At 48.1% G+C, this 25,491-nt stretch carries 24 protein-coding genes; 10 read left to right on the top strand and 14 right to left on the bottom strand.

What is annotated here, in order from left to right; genetic code table 11:
* The first annotated feature begins 140 nt into the window (after positions 1-140).
* A complete protein-coding gene (locus ACN0T0_RS16110) occupies positions 141-1,499 on the top strand; it encodes a peptidoglycan DD-metalloendopeptidase family protein (protein ID WP_417227754.1) in 1,359 nt (452 codons plus the stop codon).
* Between the two features lie 161 nt (positions 1,500-1,660).
* Here the strand turns inward: ACN0T0_RS16110 and hpaD are convergent, their stop codons facing one another.
* The gene (hpaD, locus tag ACN0T0_RS16115; protein ID WP_417227755.1) at positions 1,661-2,509 is read right to left on the bottom strand and encodes a 3,4-dihydroxyphenylacetate 2,3-dioxygenase; all 849 of its coding nucleotides are present in this window, start codon (positions 2,507-2,509) and stop codon (positions 1,661-1,663) included.
* A 165-nt stretch (positions 2,510-2,674) separates the two neighbouring features.
* Positions 2,675-3,742 carry an AraC family transcriptional regulator gene (locus ACN0T0_RS16120; RefSeq protein WP_417227756.1) on the bottom strand — a complete coding sequence of 356 codons (1,068 nt, stop codon included), beginning with the start codon at positions 3,740-3,742 and terminating at the stop codon, positions 2,675-2,677.
* A 429-nt stretch (positions 3,743-4,171) separates the two neighbouring features.
* Between ACN0T0_RS16120 and ACN0T0_RS16125 the strand changes: the two genes are divergently transcribed.
* From ACN0T0_RS16125 to ACN0T0_RS16135, 3 genes are read left to right on the top strand one after another with little or no spacing between them, the layout of a single operon-like run.
* The gene (locus ACN0T0_RS16125; RefSeq protein WP_417227757.1) at positions 4,172-5,365 is read left to right on the top strand and encodes an ABC transporter substrate-binding protein; all 1,194 of its coding nucleotides are present in this window, start codon (positions 4,172-4,174) and stop codon (positions 5,363-5,365) included.
* A complete protein-coding gene (locus ACN0T0_RS16130) occupies positions 5,365-6,123 on the top strand; it encodes an ABC transporter permease (protein WP_417227758.1) in 759 nt (252 codons plus the stop codon). Before ACN0T0_RS16125 ends, ACN0T0_RS16130 begins: the two co-directional genes overlap by 1 nt.
* Positions 6,110-6,868: an ABC transporter ATP-binding protein gene (locus ACN0T0_RS16135; protein WP_417227759.1), complete on the top strand. Its 759-nt coding sequence runs from the start codon at positions 6,110-6,112 to the stop codon at positions 6,866-6,868. Before ACN0T0_RS16130 ends, ACN0T0_RS16135 begins: the two co-directional genes overlap by 14 nt.
* Before the next feature lie 2 nt (positions 6,869-6,870).
* Here the strand turns inward: ACN0T0_RS16135 and ACN0T0_RS16140 are convergent, their stop codons facing one another.
* Entirely contained in the window at positions 6,871-7,371 is a 501-nt protein-coding gene (locus tag ACN0T0_RS16140; protein ID WP_417227760.1) for a GNAT family N-acetyltransferase, read from the bottom strand.
* A 71-nt stretch (positions 7,372-7,442) separates the two neighbouring features.
* Entirely contained in the window at positions 7,443-8,069 is a 627-nt protein-coding gene (locus tag ACN0T0_RS16145; RefSeq protein WP_417227761.1) for a trimeric intracellular cation channel family protein, read from the bottom strand.
* Between the two features lie 432 nt (positions 8,070-8,501).
* Between ACN0T0_RS16145 and ACN0T0_RS16150 the strand changes: the two genes are divergently transcribed.
* On the top strand, positions 8,502-10,529 hold the full coding sequence (locus tag ACN0T0_RS16150; protein WP_417227762.1) for a TonB-dependent copper receptor: 2,028 nt from the start codon (positions 8,502-8,504) through the stop codon (positions 10,527-10,529).
* A 72-nt stretch (positions 10,530-10,601) separates the two neighbouring features.
* Here ACN0T0_RS16150 and ACN0T0_RS16155 read toward each other — a convergent pair whose 3' ends face one another.
* From ACN0T0_RS16155 to ACN0T0_RS16200, 10 genes are all read right to left on the bottom strand, one after another.
* Positions 10,602-11,486: an alpha/beta fold hydrolase gene (locus ACN0T0_RS16155; RefSeq protein WP_417227785.1), complete on the bottom strand. Its 885-nt coding sequence runs from the start codon at positions 11,484-11,486 to the stop codon at positions 10,602-10,604.
* 12 nt (positions 11,487-11,498) lie between these two features.
* A complete protein-coding gene (locus ACN0T0_RS16160) occupies positions 11,499-13,370 on the bottom strand; it encodes an autotransporter domain-containing protein (RefSeq protein ID WP_417227763.1) in 1,872 nt (623 codons plus the stop codon).
* 218 nt (positions 13,371-13,588) lie between these two features.
* A complete protein-coding gene (locus ACN0T0_RS16165; RefSeq protein WP_417227764.1) occupies positions 13,589-14,674 on the bottom strand; it encodes a lipid A deacylase LpxR family protein in 1,086 nt (361 codons plus the stop codon).
* Positions 14,674-15,195: a disulfide bond formation protein B gene (locus ACN0T0_RS16170; protein ID WP_417227765.1), complete on the bottom strand. Its 522-nt coding sequence runs from the start codon at positions 15,193-15,195 to the stop codon at positions 14,674-14,676. Before ACN0T0_RS16170 ends, ACN0T0_RS16165 begins: the two co-directional genes overlap by 1 nt.
* A 26-nt stretch (positions 15,196-15,221) precedes the next feature.
* Complete coding sequence (locus ACN0T0_RS16175; protein ID WP_417227766.1) at positions 15,222-15,554, bottom strand: YdbL family protein; 333 nt, start codon at positions 15,552-15,554, stop codon at positions 15,222-15,224.
* Positions 15,555-15,565: 11 nt separating this feature from the next.
* Entirely contained in the window at positions 15,566-15,766 is a 201-nt protein-coding gene (locus tag ACN0T0_RS16180) for a YnbE family lipoprotein (RefSeq protein WP_417227767.1), read from the bottom strand.
* A 73-nt stretch (positions 15,767-15,839) separates the two neighbouring features.
* The gene (locus tag ACN0T0_RS16185; RefSeq protein WP_417227768.1) at positions 15,840-18,203 is read right to left on the bottom strand and encodes an intermembrane phospholipid transport protein YdbH family protein; all 2,364 of its coding nucleotides are present in this window, start codon (positions 18,201-18,203) and stop codon (positions 15,840-15,842) included.
* Between the two features lie 36 nt (positions 18,204-18,239).
* Positions 18,240-18,668, bottom strand: a complete 429-nt coding sequence (locus tag ACN0T0_RS16190; protein ID WP_417227769.1) for a hypothetical protein — start codon at positions 18,666-18,668, stop codon at positions 18,240-18,242.
* Positions 18,669-18,707: 39 nt separating this feature from the next.
* A complete protein-coding gene (locus tag ACN0T0_RS16195) occupies positions 18,708-19,349 on the bottom strand; it encodes an O-methyltransferase (protein WP_417227770.1) in 642 nt (213 codons plus the stop codon).
* A 10-nt stretch (positions 19,350-19,359) separates the two neighbouring features.
* Positions 19,360-19,578 carry a hypothetical protein gene (locus ACN0T0_RS16200; RefSeq protein ID WP_417227771.1) on the bottom strand — a complete coding sequence of 73 codons (219 nt, stop codon included), beginning with the start codon at positions 19,576-19,578 and terminating at the stop codon, positions 19,360-19,362.
* A gap of 14 nt (positions 19,579-19,592) precedes the next feature.
* On the opposite strand from ACN0T0_RS16200, the gene ACN0T0_RS16205 reads away from it, so the two are divergent.
* The 5 genes from ACN0T0_RS16205 (at position 19,593) to ftsZ (ending at position 25,333) form a co-directional block, all read left to right on the top strand.
* A complete protein-coding gene (locus ACN0T0_RS16205) occupies positions 19,593-19,943 on the top strand; it encodes a hypothetical protein (protein WP_417227772.1) in 351 nt (116 codons plus the stop codon).
* A gap of 35 nt (positions 19,944-19,978) precedes the next feature.
* Positions 19,979-21,499 (top strand): DNA recombination protein RmuC, encoded by a 1,521-nt coding sequence (gene rmuC, locus ACN0T0_RS16210; protein ID WP_417227773.1) that lies wholly within the window; start codon positions 19,979-19,981, stop codon positions 21,497-21,499.
* Entirely contained in the window at positions 21,499-22,158 is a 660-nt protein-coding gene (locus tag ACN0T0_RS16215) for a gamma-glutamylcyclotransferase (protein WP_417227786.1), read from the top strand. The genes rmuC and ACN0T0_RS16215 overlap by 1 nt, the downstream gene beginning before the upstream one ends.
* A gap of 590 nt (positions 22,159-22,748) precedes the next feature.
* Positions 22,749-23,984 carry a cell division protein FtsA gene (gene ftsA / locus ACN0T0_RS16220; protein WP_417227774.1) on the top strand — a complete coding sequence of 412 codons (1,236 nt, stop codon included), beginning with the start codon at positions 22,749-22,751 and terminating at the stop codon, positions 23,982-23,984.
* A gap of 143 nt (positions 23,985-24,127) precedes the next feature.
* Positions 24,128-25,333 (top strand): cell division protein FtsZ, encoded by a 1,206-nt coding sequence (gene ftsZ, locus ACN0T0_RS16225; protein ID WP_417227775.1) that lies wholly within the window; start codon positions 24,128-24,130, stop codon positions 25,331-25,333.
* The last annotated feature ends 158 nt before the right edge of the window (positions 25,334-25,491 follow it).

Genomic DNA, 25,491 nt, shown 5'->3' on the forward strand with positions numbered 1-25,491 from the left:
TTAATACCACTATCGGGCGGGGGGTAATCCTGTCATCTTTCAGGCATAATTTACTGAACAATCCTCTCCATTGGTGGTCACACCATCAGCCAATGGGGTATGGACTATCGTTAAGCAGTATTGAGGCAGAGTGACAGCGTTTGAAAATCGGTAATATAAGTGCACGACTGCGGTCGTTTGTTAGCTTAACTAAAGCTGTGTTGAGTCATCTACCCACCCCCCATCGCATTATCTTGGGAAGTGTTTGTTTTATTCTGCTGGTGTCATTGATGCTAGCGGATAATAGTTCTGCTGTGCCTGTTCCACCGGGGCAGTTCAGGAGCGAACTTGAACTTGAGTTACCGACGGTGGATAGCGCCGCAGAGGTGGTTGACGAACCGCTTGAGTTTTCACATGAACCGAGCGCCGTTGATAACCCTTCTATCGGTTATGTGGTGCAGAAGGGCGATACCCTGAGTACTATCTTTAGTCGTTTGCATATCTCCCAAGCGACCCTTTATAAATTGATGGAAGCCGATCTTAACTTGCTGGCTCTCGATACCATTCAGCCCGGTCACCAGTTGGGATTTAATTTTGATGACGCAGGGCTTAAGCAGTTTATCTTCCGTTCTGGCCTGACCTATCAAGTGACCTTTGATCGGGGCGCGAAGGGCGACTTTGAGTTTGAAGAGTTTATCGAGAAGGGTGGTTATCGTCGGGAAATTATCAGCGGCACTGTTGAAGGTGATCTGCCACGGTCAATGAAACGGGCTGGTGCGCGAATTGCTGAGGCCTATCAGGTAACCAATTTACTGAAAGAACGGATGAATTTCAGAAGTCACCTGCGTGCAGGCGATCGTTTTCAGCTGGCGGTATCGCGTCAATATGTTAAGGGTGAATACACCGGCAACAGTATTATTGAGGGCTTCGTCTATGATGGTGCGATCCGCAAACAATCAGCCTTTTTGTTTGATGATAACTATTTTGATGCCGATGGTGAGAGTTTAGAAAAAGCTTTTCAGCGAATCCCTCTGGCAAAACGTTATCGTATCTCCTCACGGTTTGACCCACGGCGTCGTCATCCCATTACCAAGCTAATCCGGCCCCATAATGGCACCGACTTTGCGGTGGGTATCGGTACGCCGGTGTTAGCCGCAGGTGATGGCGTAGTTTCCCGAGTTATTAAGCATCGCTATGCTGGTCTCTATATCGAGATTCAGCATAACCGTAAATATAAAACTCGTTATTTGCACCTGAGTAAGGCCTATGTGCGTAAAGGGCAGAAGGTTTCCCGTGGGCAAAAGATCGCCGCATCGGGTAATTCTGGTCGCTCGACCGGCGCCCACCTGCACTATGAACTGCATGTTAATGGTCGTCCGGTGAACGCCATGACGGCACCTATTCCGGTAGTACAGACTATCTCCCGTAAGAAACGTAATCAATTCAAACAACAGGTGGCGTTAATTAAAACGCAGATGGCTGAGCAACTGATGTTGGCAGAAAAACAGCCATCAAAGTAATCGCGCTTGCTTTGGTGCATTACTGGCGGGAAAGCAGGACGAATTAACGCATGGAAGTCCCCAGCGAATCGACAATGAGTAGTCGATACGCTGGGTTATCTACAGATGAAGGTTAGATCAATCTAGCAGTATGCTGTAACCGGTCGACATACTTTGTTGGGTTACACAGGAAAAATCACATTGCACTGTCCAGTGCCAGAGCTTGGAAAGTACTCCGTCATCATTTCGGCACAGCCGGTATAGCTGTCCCAACCCAATAGTCCAAACAGCATCGCGGTATCGTGCATACCCCCTTCACCCGCACAGTCTTTGGCGTATTTCGGCAGAATTTCAAGAAACTCTTTGGCTTTGCCTGATTTCCACATATCCAACACCATCAAATCAATCTCTTGGTTCATCGGCTCACTGATTTTGAACATGTAGTCGCTAACCACTTTGTTGGGTGGAATACGGTGGGATAATGAACCGCTGGCAAGGAAAGCCACGCGTTTGTCGGACTGTTTAATCGCTTCAAGCACCGCTTCGCCAACCTGTTTAGACTCTTCCATATCTGCGTCATACATCCAACCGGCGATGGAGACCACCTTGATATCGTTACCAATACCCAGGTAGCGCAGTGGCACCAGAGTACCGTACTGTAGTTCAAGGGTCGCTACTTCATGATGGCAGAGAGTCTTGACTCCGTTAGCGGTGGCGATAGTCGCAATCTGTTGCCCCAGCTCGGGGTCACCGCTGTGGCTATACTCCATATTATTAAGAAAATGTGGAAACTCGGTGCTGGTGAACACACCGGACATATCCGGCTTGGCATTGATATGAAAACCGGCATTCACAAGCCAGTGGGTGTCTGAAATAACCACCGTATCGACGTTTAGCTCACGACACATATCCCCGATGCGATGCAACCCCTGAATAGCTGATTCGCGGATACCGTTGAGCGGTCCTTCTTGTTCAGAAATAAACATCGATGGCACATGTGTTACTTTTGCTGCTAGAACTAATTCGCCCATAACTCACCTCAGTTGTTTTTTTATTTGAATAGTCGTGCTGGATCAAATATCCATTGAGCGTGAGTATACGGTGGGTTTTGCATACGTCTTTGCCATTTAAAGCAAAGCTTTTACCATTTAAGACAGACGCTTTTTAGCGCAACGGTGAGTTGCTCCTATGACAAATTACGTTGTCGGATTCGCTAAATGACGGGCACGGAATGCGGTGGGCGTTTCGCCGGTCCAGCGTTTAAAGGCGCGGTTAAGATGGGCCGGGTCAGAAAAACCCAACGAGTAAGCGATTTGAGTAATGTTTTGTCGTGAATGCTGTAAATATTGACGCGCCAACTCTTCACGTATCTGATCTCGCAGCGCCTGTAGCGGGGTGCCGTTTTGACTCAGCTTATATTGTAGGGTTCGGGGGGACATCTTTAGTTCGCAGGCAACCGCATCTAAGGTTGTCAGTCCGAGGGGCATCAGATTAATCAGAGCACTGCGAACGATGCCACGAAGGTCGGCCATCTGTAGTCGTTGGAGATATTCTTCAACCAGCTTGTCATTTTGCTCTGCCAATAAACGGTTGCCTGCGGGGAGAGGGCGATTAAGTTGTTCGGCACTTAGTTGCAGATGATTGCAAGACTGGCCGAACAGTACCGGACACTGGAAGTAAGTTTCCCAGCGGAGGGGATTAGCTGGGGTTGAGCGGGTAAAACTGACCGCTTGGGGTGAAAAGTGCTGATCGGACATATCGCGAAACATTTTCACCACCGCGCCGAGAAAGTAATCGACACCTTCATCGGCGACCAAAGGTTGCTGAGCGGATTTTTTTACCTGCATGCAGAAGTCGAAGGTTTGCTTGTTTGACGCCTTAAGCGACAGAGTACAACCATCATTGAGTAAGACTTCAAAACGCACCATGCGTTGAAGTGCATCGAGCAGGTGACTACTGGCCCAGAGTGAAAATCCTAGTGCATGAAAGGTGGTTGGGCAAACATATTCAGCCACCCGTAAGCCGATATCCTCTTGGCCGGTTTCCGCCAGCGCCAAACGCCATAATTGACGGGTATTGTCAGAGGAGAAACGAATATCGTTGTCTCTTTTTTTCGCTAGATCGACACCTGCTGCCTGTAGTAAACGATCGCCATCATACCCTAATGCATCCAAAGCCCGTCCCACGGCCACAGACCAACCGCCGACCACGGTGGAAGATTGTTGGCGAGTGATTGTTGTATGCGGTGTCTGAGGCTGCATCATGGTTTGAAACATTATTCATTAGGGAGTGTGTGGGTAATTAACAGTGTATGTAAAACCGCCGTCAGGATACAGCGCTACTTTGCTCGAACGGATTGTGTTGTACCTGAGGTGTGTTTGTTGTGTTCGTATTTCGCGTTGCTTTATAGCCCTATTTAACGGTGTATTTAGTTATTTCGTACAATGATTAACGGAGTCTGTTTTTGCTAACCTCGTTAGATGAGAGACCGTTGTTCCTTGAGACCTTTAAGCCCGTTTACCGATAGCAGTGTTATGGGGTTGTGTTGTCTGGCTTATCGTATCTGATACCTTATTTATTCTTTCCCCTTCAGGGTGTTTTATACGATATGCCCATTTTTTCTTATCGGGTGATGAGCGATAGATGTGCCGAACGGGCACGGTATCTGAGCATTTAATCATTGGGAGGCTGTTATGAAGATTGTCTATTACGCTGCTGCATTCAGCCTGATATTGAGGCCCTTTATGGGGCGTATCTTAAGCGCGTTTATTTTAGGCATGTCAGTGATAACAACGACAGGGTTAAAACGGCTTACTATGTGTGTGCCGTTTAAAGAGCTAAGAACGTACGCCATCAGCATGGTCGTTACTGCGCTGATATTAATGCCATCGGCAGCGTTATATGCGGACACACGACCATTAGTGCGGGTGGCGGTATTGCAATTTGGTACGGTTAATTGGGAAATGGATGTGATACGCCATCATCGACTCGATGAAAAATACCACTTCTCCTTAGAGGTGATGCCGGTGGGGAGCAAAAATGCCAGTGCAGTCGCCTTACAAAGCGGGGCTGTGGATCTTATCTATGGTGATTGGGTGTGGGTTAACCGTCAGCGCTTCAATCAACGGCTATTTGGTTTTTCGCCGGTATCTTCAGCAACAGGGGGGCTCTATGTTCAAGCAGATAGCCCTGCATCCTCCCTTGATGAGTTACTAAATTATTGGTTGCAAAACGCGGAGGCAAAGCGACTGCGATTAGGCATTGCCGGCGGCTCTGTGGATAAAAGCTGGTTGCTGCTGCAGGCCTATAGTAAGCAGGTACTCGGTCGAGATATGGTCGCTGCCATAGAGCCGGTATTCGCCGCGCCACCTTTACTGAATCAGTTGATGTATGACAGCAAGCTGCCTGCTAGTCTCAATTTTTGGCATTATAGCGCACGGCTTAAGGCCCGTGGTTTTAAACCCATTCTTACCGTCGAGGAAATGATTAAAGGGTTAGGTGTGAAGCATCAGGTGCCTCTTTTAGGGTGGATCTTTACTGATGAGATGCTGCAGCAACAGCAGGCGTCGCTGGGTGCTTTTTTAAATGCCTCTCGGGCAGCTCGGCAGATATTATTAACGTCTGATGCGGAGTGGCAACGTATTCGGCATTTAACGCGGGCCGAAGACGAACACATTTTCACTGCGCTGAAGCAGGGCTATCGTGCTGGAGTGCAACAACAATTTGGTGTTACCGAGCTGGACGGACTGGCAACACTGTATGGGATCTTGGCTCAGGAGGGCGGTAAAAAACTTACCGGAGGGGCGCAGACATTAGACCGGGCACTCTTTTGGATGCCGGATGCTACCTTGGGGATGCGTCAGGTTGATGCGCGGAGAGTGCCATAATGGTGAGGTGTCGGCGGCTAGCGCTGGCGGTGTTACCACTGCTGGTATTGTTTCTTCTGTGGCAGTTTGCCGCTATGTTGCTGAATGATAGTCGTTTTCCGAGTGTGTTTGAGGTGTGTGCAAGTTTACGTGGCCATCTGCTTGAAGGCGATATGCTGCATCATCTGTTAGTGACGATGGTCAGAGTGTTACTGAGTTTTATCATTGCGATGGCTCTGGGTGTCGTCATTGGCATGATGATGGGGGCCTTTCCTCGCTTGAATGCAGCAGGTGATGCTATCTTGATTCTGGCGCTTAATGTACCAGCGTTAGTGACTATTATTCTTTGCTATGTTTGGTTTGGCTTGATTGAAGCGGCAGCTATTGCTGCCGTGGCGATTAATAAAATTCCTACCGTGGTGGTGATGGTACGTGAAGGTGCCCGGGTGGTTGACCAAGATTTACTGGCGGTAGCGAAAGTGTTTCGGGTAGCGCCAGCGCGTTACTTTTTTAAGGTTTATCTACCCCAGCTTTATCCATTTATTATGGCTTCAGCCCGTTCAGGCCTGTCGTTGATCTGGAAAATTGTACTGGTGGTTGAGTTGCTTGGTCGCAGTGATGGGGTGGGGTTTCAGTTGGGTAGTTTTTTCCAGTTTTTTGATATCGCCAGTATTCTCGCTTATACCCTAGCGTTTGCCGCTATTGTTTTGCTGCTAGAGGGACTGATTATGCGTCCCCTAGATCGTTATATCGCTCGGGGGGGATATGGTCAGTCTTGATATTTCACTGTTGGGTAAGTTTTATCGCAATAGCCCTGATCAGGTGCTTGATGCCGTGTCGTTTAAACTGTCTTGCGGTGAATTTGTGGCTTTGCTTGGCCCCTCAGGCACCGGTAAAAGCACGTTGTTAAATATGATTGCTGGATTAGAGCCTAGTGCGCCCGGTGAGATTAAGCTTAATGGTTGCCCTTTGCAGGATAAGCCGGACTGTAAGCTGGGATATATCTTTCAACAGCCTAGACTGATGCCTTGGTTGACCGTAGCGGAGAACCTGCGTTTGGTGCAGCCCGATGCAGATGCGGCGGCGATTGAATCGATGTTGGCAAAGGTAGGTCTAGCGGGTAAATCAGCCTGTTACCCGAAGCACTTGTCAGGAGGCATGCAGCGCCGAGTAAGTATTGCTCGGGCTTTTCTGACTCAGCCAGATCTACTGTTGTTAGATGAGCCGTTTGCTTCGTTGGATGCGCCGAATGCCGATAAATTACGCAGATTGTTATATGCGTTATGGGTTGAACAAAAACCGACAGTTTTGTTTGTAACTCATGATCTTAATGAAGCGATTCAACTAGCCGATAGGATTATCTTTCTTTCCTCGGCTCCCGGCCGGGTGATTCTCGATAAAACCGTTGATCTTTCTCGCCCCCGTGCCACTGACGATTATCGGCTTCAGGGCTGGAAAGATGCTCTGCTCTGTCAACATGCAGGCCTGTTAGAAGGTACAGAGCCTAATGCGTTTGAATCCTAAGGTTAAAAACGTGCGGCATGCTGGGCAAGTTGCTCTGCTGAAAAACGATAAATCGTCATCTCATCAACGCTGTATGCTCCCATTTGTCGATAGAACTTGATGGCGGGTTCATTCCAGTCGAGGCATCCCCACTCCAGCCGTTGGCAGCCGCGCTGTAATGCCAGTTTTGATATATAGGCCATCATCGTCTGTCCTAGTCCTTTAGACTGGACCTGTTGATCGATAAAGAAACCATCAATATATAATCCCGATTGTCCTGTGAAAGCTGACGAGTTTTGATAAAAATAGATAAAACCGACGGTCTCGCCTTCAAGTTCGCCAAAAATCACTTCGCCTTGCTTATTCTTTAGCCGTTGACGAATACTGGCTTCGGTTGCAGTGATTTTATCCAACATTTTTTGATAGGCGCCTAACTTCTTCATGTAAGCAACGACCAAGGCGGCATCATCTGGGGTGCCGTGGCGCAGGGCAAATCCAGCCTGTTGGGTTTGAATGAAATCCATATCGTTAATCCTATGGTTTAGCCGGTGGCATACACCAGCCACCTTTAAATTGAGCGTCGTAAATGACGGGGTTATCGGTGGTATATATTGGGTAGTTTTAGTTCAAACACAATAGCTAAGGCTCGCAGTACAAAGGCCACCAAAAAACCGCCTATCAGGTCATAGTTGTCGGGTAGGTTGAGTTCGCCGAGGATTAAATAGGTGACGGAGCCGGCCAACATGGTGGTGATATAGAGCTCTTCATTCATTAGGGTCAGGTTGCTACCGCAGAGCAGGTCGCGGGCAATACCACCAAAGCTGGCAGTCATTACCCCCATGCAGACAGCGATAAGGGGAGAAGTGCCGAATACCAGGGCGATCTCAGTGCCGACGACAGCAAACAAGGCGATACCCACGGCGTCCATCCAGATCAGTGCTCGTGTTCTTGATGCCAGTTTGGGGGCAATAAAATAGGTAACAGCGGATGCTATCAAACAGACGATAATCCAGACGGGTTCTCGGATCCAAAGCACCGGTAGTTTACCCAGTAATACATCCCGTAGGGTACCGCCTCCCAACCCGGTGGCAGTGCCTATAAGCATAAAGCCTAAAATATCCATCTTCTGACGTGCGGCATCAAGCGCACCTGAGATGGCGAATACGGCACAGGCTGATAGTCCCATGATGTTAATTGCAGCGGTAATGTCGAAAGGTATCATTAAACGTCCTAGAGTCTTGTTTATCGTTACCGCAGATGCTTTGTATGGGTCTACTGATGAGTAGGGGGTTGGCTGAGGTAATAGATGAATTGTAGCTGGTTTTCAGAGGACTCGAATACGTTTAAGTCACAATACTTCGGAGTTTTTATCGGCAGTAGGCTGTTGTTACTCCGGTTATTTGATATGGGGGCATTTAGTGCAATAACAGAGGTTCGACAGCAGCCTTGAATACGATTTACATCTCTCGATTCTAGGCGTGCTTTAGGGGAGGAATAGTCCCGCGCTGTTGACTCCCAACTCGCTTTCAATAAGTTCCTTTTAATTGGTGCGTCATTATGTCACAGCAACTGCGGCATCCTGTCACATCTCAGTAGAGGGTGGTCACTCTACAATACGCGCAGTTTATAACCTTCCGCTGCTAAGGAACGCTGTATGATCAAAACAACGCTGTCGCTGGCTATTGCTGCGACGATTTCGGCACAGGCTTTTGCAGGCCATGATGATAAACCTCTCGTGATTGAAATAACATCAGGCCTCCCGCAGGTTGAGAATACGGTACACAGTGAAACCGCTGCGGTTCAGGCATCGCCAACGACTGATGGTGGTGAGCTGTTGCAGAGCCTGAGTGGTGTGTCTGGTATTCGGATGGGGGGGCGTTCGATTGATCCTGTGATTCGAGGGCAGAGCCAGACTCAACTGAATATTCTGTTGGATGGTGCTTATATCCACGGAGGGTGTCCTAACCGTATGGATCCGCCGACCTCTTATACTTCGGTGGATAGCTATGACAGCGTCACCGTTATTAAGGGTAACCGTACCGTGGTTTATGGTGGCGGCGGTTCCGGTGGTACCGTTCTGTTTGAGCGTCAATGGCCTCAATTTGATAACAATAGTTATGCCGGTGAGTTGAGCGCTAGTTATCACGGTAATGGTAATCGTTATGAACTGGGAGCGGATGTTGCGGCCGGTTCCGATGAGGGTTATATCCGAGTTATTGCGCATAAAGCGGAAGCTGATAACTATGATGATGGGGATGGCAATGAGGTTCGCTCATCGTTTGAAAGCTTATCGAAATCGCTGCTGGTGGGTTACCGCCTGACGGATCTCACCACCATCGAAGCTAGCTATGAAAAGCAGGAAGAGGATGATGTTCTGTTTGCGGGTGCAGGCATGGATTCCCCTTATGCTGATGCTGATACTACTCGTTTAAAACTCACTCATGAGTTTGAGCAGGGGGTGTTGCAGCAAGTCCAGCTGGAGCTGTATAAGTCGGATGTGAAGCACAATATGGATAACTATAGCCTGCGTCCCGCCGGAATGATGAAGATGCAGGCGCCTTCTACCTCCGATACCGAAGGTGGGCGGTTAACCTTTGATGCTCAGGCGGCGGATATTGCTTGGACTTTTGGTGTAGATATGCAAAACAATGACCGCGATGCAGAGTTGCAGAACAGTGCTGGAGTAGCAAGTCGTCTGCTTTGGCCTGGTGTTGAAATTGATCAAACGGGTGTTTTCGCAGAGGGTGAAAAGGTTCTGAGTACAGATGATATTGTACGTGCAGGGCTGCGTTATGATCATATTAGTGCTGTCGCAACACGTCGGAATGAAGTGGTAGGTGGTATGACGCCAGCGGCGATTTGGTCGATGGCTGGCGCGCCTGCCGGAGCCGGTGAGCAACGCAATGAAGATAATGTGGGCGGTTTCGCTAGTTGGACCCACCGTTTAAACGACCAGTATAGTGTTGAAACTATTTTATCTCGCAGTGTTCGTACCGCCGATGCAACGGAGCGCTATATGGCTCGGTCAACGATGACCAGTGACTGGATAGGCAATCCATTGTTAGAACCTGAAAAGCATCATCAAATAGAGGTCAGCCTGCAGGGTAATCTTGATACGCTGAACTGGTCGGCAACCGGCTGGTATAATCAAGTTAATGATTATATTTTACGGCAGACCGTCGCTGTAGGCTCTAAAAGCCGCGATATTTATCGCAATGTTGACGCTGAACTGTACGGTGCTGAGTTAGAAGCTGGCTATCAAATCAATGCCAATTGGCAGTTAGGTAGTGCCTTAGCATGGACGGTGGGTAATAATCTGGATGATGACACATCGCTATCACGTATCGCGCCTTTAGAACTCAATACCTCATTGGATTATCAGCAAGACCGTCTGCAAATGGGCGTCGAGTGGCAGCTGGTGTCTAATCAGAATGATATCTGTTTAGCCGGTAGCGGTTACTGTGGTGGTCAAGATGTACGTAAAACACCGGGCTATGGCGTCGTTAACCTGCATGCTCAATATGAATTTGATAATGGCTTAAACCTACAAGCCGGTGTGGATAATCTGATGGACAAGGCGTATACCGTGCATGAAAGTCGTGATGATTCGATCAATCCTGATCCATTCCAAGTGGCTGAACCCGGTCGTAGCGCTTGGATTCGGGTGACCCAGTCATTCTAATAGCGTTATTCATTTCCCTTTTCCATAGCCGGATCATCTGATCCGGTTTTTTTATATCCTTTGAAAGGTTTCTTAGTGGTTCATGTAACAGCCACTGGCTTTTCTTACTTGCTGTATTAAAGCTAGCCAGTCTTTAGAGGCTAAATTGTCCAGTGGGTGATTAACACCCGCAAGTTTTGCATGTTTAGCGTAGGGATTATGCTGGAGGTATTTTTGCTGATGCTGAAAAGTAACCTGGGTATCTTGGCTGCCCGTCAGGTGAAGTTGATAGATATCAGCTCGAGAAGGGAGTTGTGCAGGGTTAATTGAATCGTATAAAGGGGAGTAACCATGTGATGCTGTCCAGCGATCGGTATCTAATGGGGCTGCGAGTGTTACGACTGCGGTTACCTGTGGTGATCTTTGAGCAACCAGAGTTGCAAGTACTCCGCCACCGCTATGGCCCACAAGAATAACTGGTTTATCCACAGCGAGTGTCTTAACCAGTTCAGTGAGGCTGCGAACCACTTCTTCCGAGTAACGGCCAAAGGTCCATAGATGGGGGTTACAATGGCGGCTTGTTTGTAAGCCAAAATAACAGGGGCGTCCTAGCCAGACCGCATTTTCATTATCTTTTTGGCTGAGCTGTAACAGTGGGTTTTTATACCCGGTGGGGTTGGCCGAGATGCGACTACCCTGCGCTAAAAACGGAATACCATCTCCTTCAAGATAAATGGTTAAGCAGCGAAGGTTGGTTATGGTGTTTTCAGGGGTGGCAAGCCAGTGGTCAAATTCAGTAGAACGAATTTTTTCAAACGTAAATCCAGGTGCTGAACTCTGCGCTGGATTCGGTTGTGTTGGCTGAGATTGGCAGCCATGTATGAAGAGAGAAAAGAGGGCGATACACAGTGTTAGTATCGCCCTTTGGCCAAGCCTGACAAACGTCAGGCAATGGCCTTTTTTAACAATGCTTTTCAGCGTAAGTTACCGTTAAAATTCATAGCGGAATTGTGCTGCAAGGCTATGACTTTCAACATCACTATTATCGATAAATGTATTGTAACTCAGAGCCAGTTTAGATGTCTTAGACAGCCATACGGTTGTACCAAGGCCTAGAGTGACATATTCCTGATCAAGTTCACTGATATCCATATTCAATACAGATGAACCACCGACAAAGTTAACCGCAACACTACGTGAATCATCCGCAAACTCTTTGACAAAAGCCAAATTAGCGTTGAGTTCAACATCTTTCTGTTTCACTTGCAGGTATTTAACCAGTTCGCCACCGAGTGTTAGACGTACAGATTCGGCCTCATCATCACCAACAGACAGTGGTGCAACACCGCTTTCGGTATAGCCATCTACGTTAACTTTTTCGTAGTTAGCCGCGAGAGTAGGAGTTACTTGCAAGCTGTTTGAAACAGCGTAGTTGTAACCGCCTTTCACCATCAGGTATTGAGTTTCTGAATCAGTAGAAGCTGTCATGGTATTACCGCCGAAGTTACGGCTAATATCATGATTAGCCCAGCTATAGCCTACTAAACCGTCGATAAATACATTGTTGGTAGGATAATAAGTACCGTAGAGAAACAGAGACGTTGCTTCGGTGTCAGTTTCACCTTGGTCATTATCTTGCTCGGTATTGTTATCAGTGTAGCCCAGTGCAACCCCGGCAAGCAGGTTTGGATTAAACCGGTAGTCAAAGCCAATAGTTAAGCCGTTGGTGTCATAATCACTTCCAACGGAACTGGCATCGCCATCAAATGAACCGCGATCCATTCGACCTTCAATAAACAAGCCTTTGGCCAATGTTGACATCTCACCTTCACCAGCGGCGGCGCCATTTACATTGCTAATGCCCTGTTGTTCAAGTATGTCGCGGTAGGAAACCATCTGGCCGTTTTGTTCTATTTTCAGTTTATCTAGGTCGACCTGAACCACTTGGTTGCTACGCCGAGAACTCATCCGTTGATTGATGTTCTGTAACTGAAATATGCCTGTTTGGCGGTTGTAGCTGATGATGCGGGGCAATGTGCGGGAAGAGAGAGCTAGCTGTTGTGTACCGCTAGTACCAGGCTGAGCCTGAATTACATTTGATAGACAGTTAAGGAAAGCACCTGAAAAGGATTGGGCGTCCGTACCGCCATTACGCAATACATTCAAGTTGGCAACACAGCCCTGAGCGGCGATCGCTAAATTGGTGTAATCAGTGGTGGTGGTGCCAGAGGCATAATCAATAGAAACCCCTGCTTGGGTCGTGAATCCGCCATTTCCATCAGCCACATAACTATCAGTACCATCGGTACCGACAGTGACACTGCTGTCTGCTGAATTTAGGTTCTGATTGAGGATGCCGGTGAGGGTTGCCCCTTTATCTTGAAGGGCTGTCAGCACGGTGTTGTAAGTCAGAGAGGAGTCGGTGTTATCCCGGTCTTCATCGGTGACGAGTACGACAGCCACCCGTGCGCCGGCATCAAATGTTAGGTTATCTAGCGCATATTGAATACCCGCATAGCCATCTTCCGTACCGCCGTTTGTTACGAGGTTTGAAGTGGCTGTGGCAAAATCGCTGGCGCTACCAAATTGCCCGCTTCCGACGCTGATTGGGCGAGGCACTACTGAGTTATTACCATAGCCGACTAAACCATAACTAGAGCTTAGGCCTACCGTTGTTTGTAAGTCTGTTTCGAGTTGTGTGGTAAAACCGGGTAACCACGCATGTTCACCGGACATCGAGCCGGATTCGTCGACAACAAAAACGAGGTTGACGTCTGCAGCTAATGCTTGGTTGGCGGTGGCTATTGCGATAGACAGTAAAGAGGTTGATATAGCGGTGCTCAACACTCGGTTAAGTCTCATGAGGATTCTCCTTTCCTTTCTTTATTATGGTGCCTAAACTGCGGACGTTCATGTAGACAACCCTGTAAAAGTAATGGTAAGTATTTTTTGTTTCAAAATAAAGATAACATTTAGGATAACTTGATGTACGACAGGTTTTAAAAGGGGTAAACGCCGCGCATGGTCGGCGTTATTCATTGATGTATATAAAAACCGTAACCGTCGCTTACAAAAGAGTTTTAAAAACTATAGGACGCGGAGATAGAGCCAAAGCTGTGAGTTTCGCTTTCTGTCTCAAATGATTTACTGCGAAAGACCCGCGCGTAGGAGAGTTTCCAATCTGCGATAAGCATGCTGGCACCAACGCTGAAGTCGCCGACAAAGTTCTTTTTATCCACGGAGTGGCTATCGCGGAAGGTGTTGCCATCGAGGAAAATATTCCGCAGTACCCAACGGCTATCGAGGGCGACAAAGCCATGTAGGCCAAAGTTCTGCTCACGGCTATAACCAGAAGCGCTTTGAGTGCGAATATCTTTGCTGCCAGGGGCGCTGTTATCGCCCCCTGGACGTAGGGATGAGGTTCCAAAGTCGTCCGGTAGGAACCAGCCTAGACGGAATTCAGCACCCGCATTCATATAGGTCGCGACGTTGCCTAGGCTAGCGCCACCATGCCAGATAATATCGTATTCGAGAGCACCTTTTATTCGTTTTACCGGGGTACGGTACTTACGTTCGTAAACTAGTTGTATACCGAGCTCATTGTGTAGCTGATTGTCCCACCCCTCAAATTTGTCGATACCGCGTATATCATGCACTAAATCCTGTGCTTCTTTGGCCATGGAAGCAGGTCCAACAACCCCGATATTAATGATCGCGGAGTCCATCTGTTGTTGGTGTTTTAAATGATAACCCATACCGAGGTAAAGCCAGCCCGCGTAGGGACGGTCATCGGGGTCGATGGTGGTGCGCTTATTATCCTTTGGGGTATACATCTGCTGTCCTAAGGTGATCACCAGATTACGAACAATTTCATTTTGTTTCGGTGGGGTATCATCAAATAGCCCCAGCGGCGAAGTGATATAACGGTTATAGCGGCGCGCCCAGACCGGCAGACTATTATCATCGAGATAGCTGGTTAGGTCTGGGGAGGTCCAAGAGAAGCGAATGCCGTTGGTGTATTGTTGATCGGTATCGGCAAATAGATCGTTTTCCAGATAAAAATTGAACGTGCCTGGATTCGTCTCATTACCTAGCAATGCTTCGGCGGCAATCAGGGGGGCGGGCAACATCAGCCCCGCAGTGAGTATTACAGCCGTTTTATTCATTAGAAGAATAGGTTTCTCTGAGGTTTTTTAATTACGATTTTCCACACCAAGACCAGCAATACTAGCATCAGAATCAATGATAGATGGGCAACACTAAGTTGATAAATATGCCAATCGGGATAGGGGCAAATGCCAGCGTTGTGGGCAGTTGTTAAGAGGGCGCTAAAACTGCCCTGTTCGAGTAGCAGTGAGGTGCTCAGCTCGCAGCTTGAGGCGAGGTTATCGGCATCGACGAATAAGCTGCGAATGATGGTTATGATGCCACCACTAATCAGTAATAGGTGGATAGTCGCGACGAATCGCTGAAAATATACGCTGCGATTAATGAGAAAGCTAAGTAGAAACAACCCAGACATCAGTAACAGAATAATACGGATGACAGAGCACAGAGCGCAATTGCTCTGTGCTATCAACGGCTCGATATAGGTTTCTGTGATGGTTAGACTGGCCACACAGATAAAAAAGCCTAATGCATTATTTGAACGATATGAGGGTTTAGCTGATATGCCAAAGGTGCTCACATGACTGTCCTAGTTTGGTTTACGATTTACTTTTTGGACCACTGCCCGTTCGGGGTTTGAATATATTGCCCCGGAGAGGCCCGTTTAATCAAGCGTTCACCAATGCGTAGTTCAATAATATTGATATCGACACCCGCATTGCGAGCGGTATCGGCATAGGCTTCACGCCGTTTTTCATTGATTTTTTTCACCAATGCATTGACCTCAGAGGAGCTTTTGACGACACCGAGGTAACCATTAAGCTGTTCACCGACCATGCCTTGATGCTTGGCATCATCCAGACTGATTGCCCAGACTGGCGTGATCACTAGGCTGAGTAGGAGGGTGGCGAATGTTAGGATCGTTTTTATCTGTTTCATGTTGCTGCGCCTCAGAATAGTTCGCTGTTTTCTTCTAACAGATTATCAATTTCTTTATCAACCTTTATCAGTATCTCATGTTTGATTTTAACATTGAGGTTGATGGTGATCGGTTCATTAGGAACAGCGACCTGCACCGTTGGCGAGCAGGCGGCTAACATCGCCATCAGGCTGCTGAATGCCAGCGATTGTAGTATTTTTGGCATGGACATATGCTGTTCTCCGTCAATTGTAGAGCATGTTTACGATGCCGTTGTTGAGGCTTTGCTGCCTGATTGTAACCTGTCAACGGTAGCGTTTCTCTAAGGTTTTGGTCAATTTGTCTGTAAATTGTAGTGCCTGTATCAATTTGGGGATGTTCTCCTCAATATTGATCGTAAAGTCTACCGGCTGTCCTTTGTTCCAGTCCGGATTGTGGCCCTTTAAATGGGTTTTTAGCAGAGCTTCACCGTCCGGCTGGTAATCCAACTCAATGCCGAGGCGTTCATAGTGCATATTGCCTAGCGCACCGAAGGCGATTGCCAATGCCTGATTGGTTTTCGTCAGGGCTAGCATGGCGGGTGGAGGGTCAAATCGAATCCAGCCTCCTTCTGCGTCACTGATAATCTGTCCACCGACAATGGTTAATGCGCCATTTGATACCTGAATTGGCATCTGCCCATTGAGTGTGCCGGAGCCGCTTAGCCCCTCCTGTTGCTCTAGCGCAATCAACTGGGCTAAATCGATGCCGGTGACCGCGACAGCGGTGCTAAAGTTTGGCGTATCCAAGGAAATTGTTACCGGCAAGGTAGTGACCGTGCCACCTAATAGGTCGACGGTGCTGCTCTCCAAGTGCAGCACCGGTTGCCCGCTAAGATGCTGTTCAAAATGGTAGCGACCGGCAAAATTCTCCAGTGGCACGCCGACATCGATAAAGGCGATCGTCAGTTGACCGTTATCATCTACTTTACCTTGATGGTTCTTAACGGTTTCTGAATTCCAATCAATCTCGTAAAGGTGGGTTTGATCATAGCTGAGGCTGGCGTGTTCTGTCTGATTTAATAGCCGTAGGGCAATACCTGTTTTGTTGCTATCGAGCCAGCCTTGTTGGTTTAGTTTGCCGCCGGTAAAAATTAGCTCAGGAGGAAGCGCGGTGCTAAAGCGGCGAATCAGCTTTTCGATGCCTGTCAGGGGAATGCTGGTTTTCCAACTGCCGGTAGTGCGACCGGTGTTTAGCGTGGTGTTCGTTGAGCCGCGAACCTGAGTCTCACTGGCAAGCAGGCGATCTTTGAGCTTGAGGTTAAAGATGTTGCTGATGTTAGTCGAGGAGATGGTGGCGGTGTTATCTAAGGTTATGCTTGGGAGTGACTGGGCGCCGTAGCGCGTCTCAATGAGGTCTGTGGTTAGCTTGGCTTGGGCGCGTTTATCATTAAGGTTGATCTGCGATAGCGCGAGTTTCAGCGGCGTGCTTTTAAGCAAGATGGTTGGCTGTCCCGCCAGTTGGATACTGATAGGCTGAGGGCTTATTTGCAGTTGTGTGTTTGGTAATTGAATGGCTTTTAGACCTTGCTGGCGGAGCTGTTTGATACTGCTACTCAGTGTAAGGGGCTTGAGTAAGTCGATACGCAGGGCGGTCGTACTGACTTGCATGGCGTTTTTTTTGGGTTCTGGGATGAGGCTAAACTGTTGTCCATTGGCCGATAAACTGTTCACCGTGAGGGTTATAGCATCGCCGTTCAGTGTCAGCAGGGTATCTTGCTGTACGGTTAGTTTTTCAATAGTGGGTAGTTCGGTTATGGCAACCTGGTGATGGAGTTGGTAGCGGTGTTGGCCTTCGTTTAAATCATCGTTTAGGGAAAACTGGCTCTGCCCCGTCAAGGTCACTGTGCCAGTGATGTGAGGTAAGACGGCAATATCCGGCAGCTCGATAAGGGTCGTTAACAAGGGTTGCTGCAGTATATGGGGCAACTGTTCGGGATAGAAAAGGGTCTTGCTTTGGCTATTGATCTGAGGTTGCTGGTAGCTCAGGGAGGCTTCGGTTGTTAGGGCGATGTCGTCGCCAGTGTAGAGTGATATATCCACGTTATCTTGTTTATTGAGTGTCAGTAGGAGGTGCAGATCGGGTGCGTCATCGATCTGATTGATCGTTAAACTCAGTTGCTCATTAGTGGCGTTGGCGCTGCCTGAAAATCCTAGCTGCATGAGGCTGTTTGTTTCAGAACCGCGGGTGATATTAACGCGGTAATGTGACAGGTTGACGCTGCTGGCCGGGATTAGACCAAGAATATAGGACGGTAAAGGAGGAAACGGTAGTGATATTTGTTCCGATTGGACTGCGCCATTGGGTTGTGGCGTCAGTTGGAGGTCCAGTGCAAGAGCGTTTATCTCTAAGGTATCGATACGGCCGGTATCAAATAATTGCCAAGGATTAAAGCGTAGGCTGATGGAGTCGGCGGTGAGTGTGAAGGCTTGCTCAGCGGTGTTTTTTTCCAGCTTAAGTTCTCGTACTTCGATGCGGTTAAGGCCGGGGCGTTGTAGCACAAAGCTGGCATCGATCTGCTGTTCTGTTAGGGCTTGGCGGACACTGTATTCGGCAATGGTGGGCAGGGCGATATAGATTCCGCCAATCAACATAATCAGGAGAACTGTTGCTATCAACAACTTACGCATGCAGCTCTCCTTATGTGTTCATTGACGGTTGTTTAGTCAAATATCGTCTAATTCCATCTCGTAGAGTCGGTCAACCGCATCCTTGAGGTGAAAGATCATAGCTGTATATTGATCACTGTCGGCGGCAATATCAAGATCGCTGAGGCGGTCTGCGGTTTCTTCTAAGGATGCCCCGTCGGCCCGAATACCATGATCGTCTAATAGCCAGTGTATCAGACCGTAAATTTCGGCGCGGGTTTCAATGGCATCAAGGTCAGTAAGCAGGTGGTCTCTGATCTGCTGCAACGCTGAAAACAGCGGTGCATCTCGATCGGTGGCCACATAAAGCCTGAGCAATGTATCGGCACTATCGATCTGATAATCGGTCGGCGCGAGAGGTGCGTCATCATTAATGTTGTCTGCGTGTATTGGATGCCGTTGTTCAATTGTGAAATCATCGCCGTTGGCGCGAATGATAAACCCCATGATGGTTAATCCTATCGGTCTAATTGTTTACGCGGCGTATTAGCGGATTTTGCGTACAACGTTGAGGCCGTCGCGTACGGTTAGGAAGACGTTTTCCACATTGGGGTCTTCAGCGATAACCCGATTCGTTTCTACTAACACATCATCGATATCAGATTCTGGTTGTACCACCTTGCCTGACCAAAGCACGTTGTCGAGTACGATCAGCCCACCGGGACGGGTCATCTCTTTGACGCGGTTGTAATAGTTGAGGTAGTTACGTTTATCGGCATCGATAAAGGTGAAATCGAGTTCGAGGTCAAGTTTCTCGATAGTTTCCAGCGCTCGGCCAAAGATCACTTCAATTTTATGACCGTGTTCACTGCGGTCATAGAAGGTTTGCGCGAATTCAATCGCCCGAGGATTCGTTTCACAGCAGATGAGCCGTCCGTCATCGGGCATTCCTTCAGCAATCGAGAGGGCGGAATAACCGGTAAACATACCAATTTCTAAAGCGACTTTCGGCTGGTGGATAGCGCTGAGTAGTTTCAATGTACGACCCACTAAACGGCCCGAAAGTTTCTGCGGCCAGCCCATATTCTCGTTAGTTTGGTCGATGAGCTCCCGAAGTAAGGGCGGCTCTTCACCGGTATGGATAAAGGCGTAATCTTCAATGGCTTCATCAACCAGATACTGGGTCATGCTGAGTCTCTCAATATGGCGGGTCAGGGCCGAAGCTTACTGGCGTCGATGCCATCCGCTGCGGAGTAAAATAGGGGTGAATAATATCACTTTCAGGCGCGTTAGGGATAATTGCATTGTGACGCTGTCGTTGGGCTGTAAATAGGTTGTTTTTTCCGCTGTCAGGGCGGTGAGGCCATAGGTTGAAGATGAAAAATCCCTTACAATGGACTTCTTTAATATCTGTCATAGTGGAGTAATCCTTTGGAACCCCTGATTCTGTTTCTTGTTACCGGTTTTGTATCTATGTCTACCGCCCTCAGTGCCGGTCAGCTGAATAAACTACCAGAGGCTGAGAAGTCCGCTTTCCTGCAGAGTCGAAATGGCGCTGTGTTGGTTATTATGGCGGGTAATCTCGGGGCGTTGACGCTGATTGGCGCGCTGGCTTACGGTTTTCGTCTATTGGAATGGTGGATACCCCTGAGCAGTATTTTCATCTCTTTTCCTGCGATCTCAGTGGGCATTACGCAACGTATGTTTGGTGACAAGGTCAACCTGTTTATTATGTTACCGCTCACGCTCGTGTCTGTCGGTTTGCTGTATTACTTTTGGTAAGACCGCTTCTCAGCGTCCGTTATTAAGGAACAACAATGGAACCGACCCTTACTGCATTACTCAATGACCCCTTCATCACTGCGATTATTGGCCTCGGGCTTGGCTTGCTGTTGGGGGTACTGTTGTGGCAGTTAAACGCAGTGAAGCTCAAAGGACTTTTTAATCAGCAGTTACAGGCTTACGAAACCGAGAGGCTTAAAGCTCAGGAACAACTTGAGCGTTTTCAGGTTGAACTGAATAGCTCGGCTGAACGCGCTCAGTTACTTGAGCGGGAGCAACAACAGAGTCGTGCGAGGGTACGTGAATTAGAGTTAGATCAAGTGCGCCTGCAACAGATTGAAGCGCAGAAGTATCATCAAGACGATGAGTTGGCCGAACAGCATGAGCAGGTGGATAACCTACAGCGCTTACTGAGTCAGCGGCAGGCCCGAATTGCCGAATTAGAAAGCCGACTCGAAAGCGAGCGGGAATCGCAATCTGAAAAGCTGCAGTTGCTCACCGAAGCGCGGGATCAACTGAAAAGTGAATTTCAGAATTTGGCGAATAAAATCTTTGAAGAGAAATCCGCTAAATTCACTTCCGCTAATAAAGATTCTCTCGGCTCTTTACTGACGCCCTTAAGGGATCAACTCGGTGAGTTTAAACGGCGTGTTGATGATGTCTACGACAAGGAGGCCAAAGATCGGCGTTCATTATATGAACAGATTACCCAGCTGAAAGAGTTGAATCAGCAAATGAGTGCCGATGCGGTCAATCTGACCAATGCCCTTAAAGGGGAAAGTAAAACTCAGGGTAACTGGGGCGAAGTTATCCTTGAGCGGGTATTGGAACAATCGGGGCTGCGCAAAGGCTATGAATATGAAACGCAGGTCTCTCTGAACGAAGAGGGGCAGCGCTATATGCCCGATGTGATTATCCGTTTACCGGATGATAAAGATGTTATTGTCGATGCTAAGGTGTCGCTAACGGCTTATGAAAAATATTGTTCTAGTGGTGAAACGCGGATGCAGGAACAGGCATTAGCTGCGCACCTGCAATCCATTCGCAGCCATGTACGCGGCTTAAGTGATAAAGCTTATCAGAGCCTCGAAGGGGTGCGTTCACTGGATTTCGTCTTGATGTTTATCCCCGTGGAAGGGGCTTTTTTGCTGGCGCTGCAACAGGATAAAGAGCTTTTCAGCTTTGCCTATGAACGCAATATTATTTTAGTCAGCCCTTCAACTTTGTTAGTGACGCTACGCACCATCAATAATATTTGGCGCTATGAACGACAAAACCGTTTTGCTCAAGAGATCGCCCAACGGGGCGGTGAGCTGCATGATAAGTTTGTTGGTTTTGTGGAGTCGTTAGACGATGTGGGGCGTCACTTGGGGCGTACTCAGGCGGCTTATGAAACGGCCCATAAACGGCTCAGCACTGGACGGGGTAATTTAGTAAGCCAAGCCGCTTCACTGCACAAACTCGGGGTTAAGAGTAAGAAAGAGCTGGATAAAAAACTGGCCGATAAAGCCCTTGATTCTGACCCCGATGCGGAACAGTTGGAGATTCTCGAGTGATGATTTCGGTGGTGGGTTATGGCTCACTCTTATCTGAGCATTCTGCTTTGCAAACCGTGCCTGCGCTGCAAAATTTTCGGTTAGTGCGGGTGCCCGGTTATCGACGCATCTTTAATAAAGTCGGAGTCGTCTTTATCAGTCGCTTTGGCGCTGACCCGGCTAATCTACAATTAGCATCCTGTTCTACACAGGCAGTTAAGACTGGAGAGATTATTTGCAGCCAGTTTGAATGTTCGGTTGATGACTTTACGGCGCTTTATGAACGGGAACACCGGTTTCGTTGGGTCGAAGTGGAGACTGTGAGGCTTGATGGTTCAGTTAATCCTGCAGAACCGAATGTGGGGCGTATGTGTACCGCTTACAATGATCTCGATTACCGGCTAAATAAATGTATTACCCCGCAGGAGTATGAGCGCCGGGTCGGGGATTTTTATCACGGGTCTCTCTGGCGTGATGATATTCTTCCGTTTCCTCGTTATCTGGCATTCTGTCTGCAAGCGGTGGCCTCTCAGGGTCAAGCGGTGCTGGACAACTTTCTTGATAGTAGCTTTCTTGCTGATGGCACAACGTCGATTAGAACTTATCTACAGCAGTCTCCTGAACGACAGGATTGGCGTAACGTTGATACAGGTTATAACTACCGCACTGGCTACGAGTGATGGCGTTGAACTATTAACCTCCGATTTATATCGTCATTATTAGCCCCTATTTTTATATCAATATGTCATGTTGATTTTTAGTGAAAAATCAAAACTTAATTTTGAAATTTCTCAAAATCATCAATATTAAATATTGAAAATTCTTAAAAACATCAAGATTAAATAATGATTGCTATGTTTTTGATCAAAATTTGATTTTGATTTTTGTATATTTTTTGTACAAAAAAGTCTGGATATATGATAAAAATAGAGAGGTTATCTAAGAAGTGCTATATTTGCTGTAATGGCTGATGTGGCAAGGGTATCTGCTGCTAAAGATAGCAAAATATGGCCGATATAGATAAATAGACCAAATTTGGGGCTGGTATTTTGTTATTGCAAACTTTTGTTTAGATAAATACTCATTTTCGTAAATATTTGGTTTATTTTTTGCTGTAGTTATCAATAATACGGGTCTTAGCAAAAAGAATGATTTAAGTGGATGAAAAACATCCGCTGTTGGTTAAATAATATTCAGGACTGAAACAAACATCAGCCTGGTAATTTGAGTGTTCTGTGACGGAACAACGAATTTCAAAATGTGACTTGATATGGCAATGACGAGCAATATGATCGTGGCACTGGATATAGGCACCTCGAAAGTGGTGTGTCTAGTGGGCGAGGTCGGCCTAGACGGCACAATCGATATCGTTGGCATTGGCTCTCATGAGTCTCGCGGGCTTAAGCGCGGGGTGGTGGTGAATATTGAGTCCACTGTGCATTCTATTCAGCGGGCGGTAGAAGAGGCTGAGCTGATGGCCGGCTGCAAGATCCATTCGGTAACGGTGGGTATTGCCGGCAGTCATATCAAGAGCATGAACTCTCACGGCATTGTCGCGGTGCGTGAGGGTGAAGTAATGGAACATGATCTAGAACGAGTGATTGATGCGGCCCGAGCGGTGGCGATTCCTGCTGATCAAAAGATTCTGCATATTTTACCGCAAGAATATGTCATCGATAACCAGGAAGGCATTCGTGAGCCATTGGGGATGTCCGGTGTTCGATTGGAAGCTAAGGTGCATCTGGTGACCGGCGCGGTGAACGCGGTACAGAATATTGAAAAATGCGTTCAGCGTTGCGGTTTAGCGGTGGATAACTCGGTGTTGGAGCAATTAGCGTCCAGTTATTCGGTACTGACCGATGACGAAAAAGAGTTGGGCGTTTGCATGGTGGATATGGGTGGCGGCACGACTGATATCGCTATCTTTACCGGGGGGTCTATTCGCCACACGGCAGTGATTCCCATTGCCGGTGATCAGGTGACCAACGATATCGCTATGGCGTTACGCACACCGACACCCCATGCAGAAGAGATCAAAATTAAATATGCCTGCGCATTGGCGCAGTTGGCTAGTGCCGATGACACCATTAAGGTGCCGAGTGTGGGGGATCGTCCAGCACGGGATCTATCCCGGCAGGCGTTAGCTGAGGTGGTCGAGCCTCGCTATGACGAACTGTTCACCCTGATACAGGCTGAGCTGAGACGCAGTGGATTTGAAGATTTAGTCGCGGCAGGTATTGTCCTGACCGGCGGCACGGCGAAGATGGAAGGTGCAGTAGAATTGGCGGAAGAAATTTTCCACATGCCGGTGCGCCTAGCATTGCCAAAAGGTGTGCGGGGAATGGGCGATATTTTGAATAGCCCTATCTATGCCACCGGCATTGGCTTGCTGCAATACGCTAAACAAGATAATCAGCATATGGCTGAAGCGGTACCGGTTGACGATGGTGTTGAGCAACCCAATGTTCTGCAGCGGATGAAGACTTGGTTTCAGGGGAACTTTTGAAGTGTTCCCCGAGTGTCGATTGTAGGTCAGCGAATGACCTCGATCGATAGGTTCACAGGATGTGACAGATAGCGAATAAACCGAACGTAATAATAAGCAATACAACAGGTGCGGGTTGGGCACTGAACCTGGAGGAATGGGACATGTTTGAACTAGTTAATAATATTGCACAAAGCGCGGTCATCAAGGTGATTGGCGTGGGTGGTGGCGGCGGTAACGCGGTCCAGCACATGGTCTCGTCAGAAGTGGGCGGGGTTGAATTTATCTGTGCGAATACCGATGCACAGGCACTGAATAATATGGGCTCACGCAACGTCCTACAGCTGGGTGGCGAGATCACCAAGGGGCTAGGAGCTGGCGCGAACCCTGATATTGGTCGTGATGCGGCGCTTGAAGATCGCGATCAGATCGTCGAGATGCTGAGCGGTGCTGATATGGTATTTATCACCGCCGGTATGGGTGGTGGTACCGGTACAGGTGCAGCACCAATTGTGGCTGAAGTGGCTAAAGAGCTTGGTATTTTGACTGTTGCCGTGGTGACCAAGCCATTCCCGTTTGAAGGCAAGAAGCGCATGCTGATTGCCGACCAAGGAATCAAAGAGCTATCCGAGCATGTTGATTCACTGATTATTGTGCCTAACGAAAAACTGCTTCAGGTGCTGGGTAAGAACTGCACCCTAATGAAAGCATTTGATGAAGCGAATGATGTGCTGAAAGGCGCGGTACAGGGTATTTCTGACTTGATTATCCGTCCGGGTATGATCAATGTCGATTTCGCTGATGTGCGCACTGTTATGTCAGAGATGGGTACCTCGATGATGGGGACTGGCTCAGCTCGAGGTGAGAACCGTGCCGTTGAAGCGGCAGAAGCGGCTGTACGTAGCCCACTGCTGGAAGATGTTGATCTGATGGGCGCTCGCGGTATCTTGGTTAATATAACGGCAGGCCTAGATTTAGGCTTGGGTGAATTTAGCGATGTGGGTCAGGTGATCGAAGAGTTTGCTTCTGACAGCGCTACTGTCGTCGTTGGTACCGTTATCGATCCAGAAATGACTGATGAGATTAAAGTGACCGTTGTTGCGACAGGTCTCGGTGGTGCTGAGAAACAAGATATTCGAGTGGTTAGCAATGGTACAACAGGCGCGACAGGCTCACGCCGTGCCGCTAGCGCTGTAAGTGATTATAGCCAGTTGGAACTACCAACGGTGATGCGTAACCGTAATGACTCTGTCCGCGCGCAGGATAATCCTGTGGTTGAACCTGAGCCGGTTGCTGAAACACGCAAAACAGGCACTGACGATATGGAGTTTCTTGATATTCCGGCGTTTTTGCGACGTCAGGCTGACTAAGAGATCATTTATAGGGGTATGTCCCGTCCCTGATCTTTTTATGCCTAACAGACCCCGTCGTGAAGCCCTTCACGGCGGGGTTTTCTTTGTTGTGGCTATTTTTTATCAATTAATTGATGTTTTTGATTAATCCTAAAAAAGTCGTTAAAAAGCCCTTC

It is taken from the genome of Amphritea sp. (assembly GCF_048266285.1).
Lineage (GTDB): Bacteria > Pseudomonadota > Gammaproteobacteria > Pseudomonadales > Balneatricaceae > Amphritea.

What these genes read in the sequence shown, in the direction of transcription:
- hpaD (WP_417227755.1), bottom strand. Translation starts at nt 2,509, where the DNA reads ATGGGCGAATTAGTTCTAGCAGCAAAAGTAACACATGTGCCATCGATG.
- ACN0T0_RS16120 (WP_417227756.1), bottom strand. Translation starts at nt 3,742, where the DNA reads ATGATGCAGCCTCAGACACCGCATACAACAATCACTCGCCAACAATCT.
- ACN0T0_RS16125 (WP_417227757.1), top strand. Translation starts at nt 4,172, where the DNA reads ATGAAGATTGTCTATTACGCTGCTGCATTCAGCCTGATATTGAGGCCC.
- ACN0T0_RS16130 (WP_417227758.1), top strand. Translation starts at nt 5,365, where the DNA reads ATGGTGAGGTGTCGGCGGCTAGCGCTGGCGGTGTTACCACTGCTGGTA.
- ACN0T0_RS16135 (WP_417227759.1), top strand. Translation starts at nt 6,110, where the DNA reads ATGGTCAGTCTTGATATTTCACTGTTGGGTAAGTTTTATCGCAATAGC.
- ACN0T0_RS16140 (WP_417227760.1), bottom strand. Translation starts at nt 7,371, where the DNA reads ATGGATTTCATTCAAACCCAACAGGCTGGATTTGCCCTGCGCCACGGC.
- ACN0T0_RS16145 (WP_417227761.1), bottom strand. Translation starts at nt 8,069, where the DNA reads ATGATACCTTTCGACATTACCGCTGCAATTAACATCATGGGACTATCA.
- ACN0T0_RS16150 (WP_417227762.1), top strand. Translation starts at nt 8,502, where the DNA reads ATGATCAAAACAACGCTGTCGCTGGCTATTGCTGCGACGATTTCGGCA.
- ACN0T0_RS16160 (WP_417227763.1), bottom strand. Translation starts at nt 13,370, where the DNA reads ATGAGACTTAACCGAGTGTTGAGCACCGCTATATCAACCTCTTTACTG.
- ACN0T0_RS16165 (WP_417227764.1), bottom strand. Translation starts at nt 14,674, where the DNA reads ATGAATAAAACGGCTGTAATACTCACTGCGGGGCTGATGTTGCCCGCC.
- ACN0T0_RS16175 (WP_417227766.1), bottom strand. Translation starts at nt 15,554, where the DNA reads ATGAAACAGATAAAAACGATCCTAACATTCGCCACCCTCCTACTCAGC.
- ACN0T0_RS16180 (WP_417227767.1), bottom strand. Translation starts at nt 15,766, where the DNA reads ATGTCCATGCCAAAAATACTACAATCGCTGGCATTCAGCAGCCTGATG.
- ACN0T0_RS16185 (WP_417227768.1), bottom strand. Translation starts at nt 18,203, where the DNA reads ATGCGTAAGTTGTTGATAGCAACAGTTCTCCTGATTATGTTGATTGGC.
- ACN0T0_RS16190 (WP_417227769.1), bottom strand. Translation starts at nt 18,668, where the DNA reads ATGGGGTTTATCATTCGCGCCAACGGCGATGATTTCACAATTGAACAA.
- ACN0T0_RS16195 (WP_417227770.1), bottom strand. Translation starts at nt 19,349, where the DNA reads ATGACCCAGTATCTGGTTGATGAAGCCATTGAAGATTACGCCTTTATC.
- ACN0T0_RS16200 (WP_417227771.1), bottom strand. Translation starts at nt 19,578, where the DNA reads ATGACAGATATTAAAGAAGTCCATTGTAAGGGATTTTTCATCTTCAAC.
- rmuC (WP_417227773.1), top strand. Translation starts at nt 19,979, where the DNA reads ATGGAACCGACCCTTACTGCATTACTCAATGACCCCTTCATCACTGCG.
- ACN0T0_RS16215 (WP_417227786.1), top strand. Translation starts at nt 21,499, where the DNA reads ATGATTTCGGTGGTGGGTTATGGCTCACTCTTATCTGAGCATTCTGCT.
- ftsA (WP_417227774.1), top strand. Translation starts at nt 22,749, where the DNA reads ATGGCAATGACGAGCAATATGATCGTGGCACTGGATATAGGCACCTCG.
- ftsZ (WP_417227775.1), top strand. Translation starts at nt 24,128, where the DNA reads ATGTTTGAACTAGTTAATAATATTGCACAAAGCGCGGTCATCAAGGTG.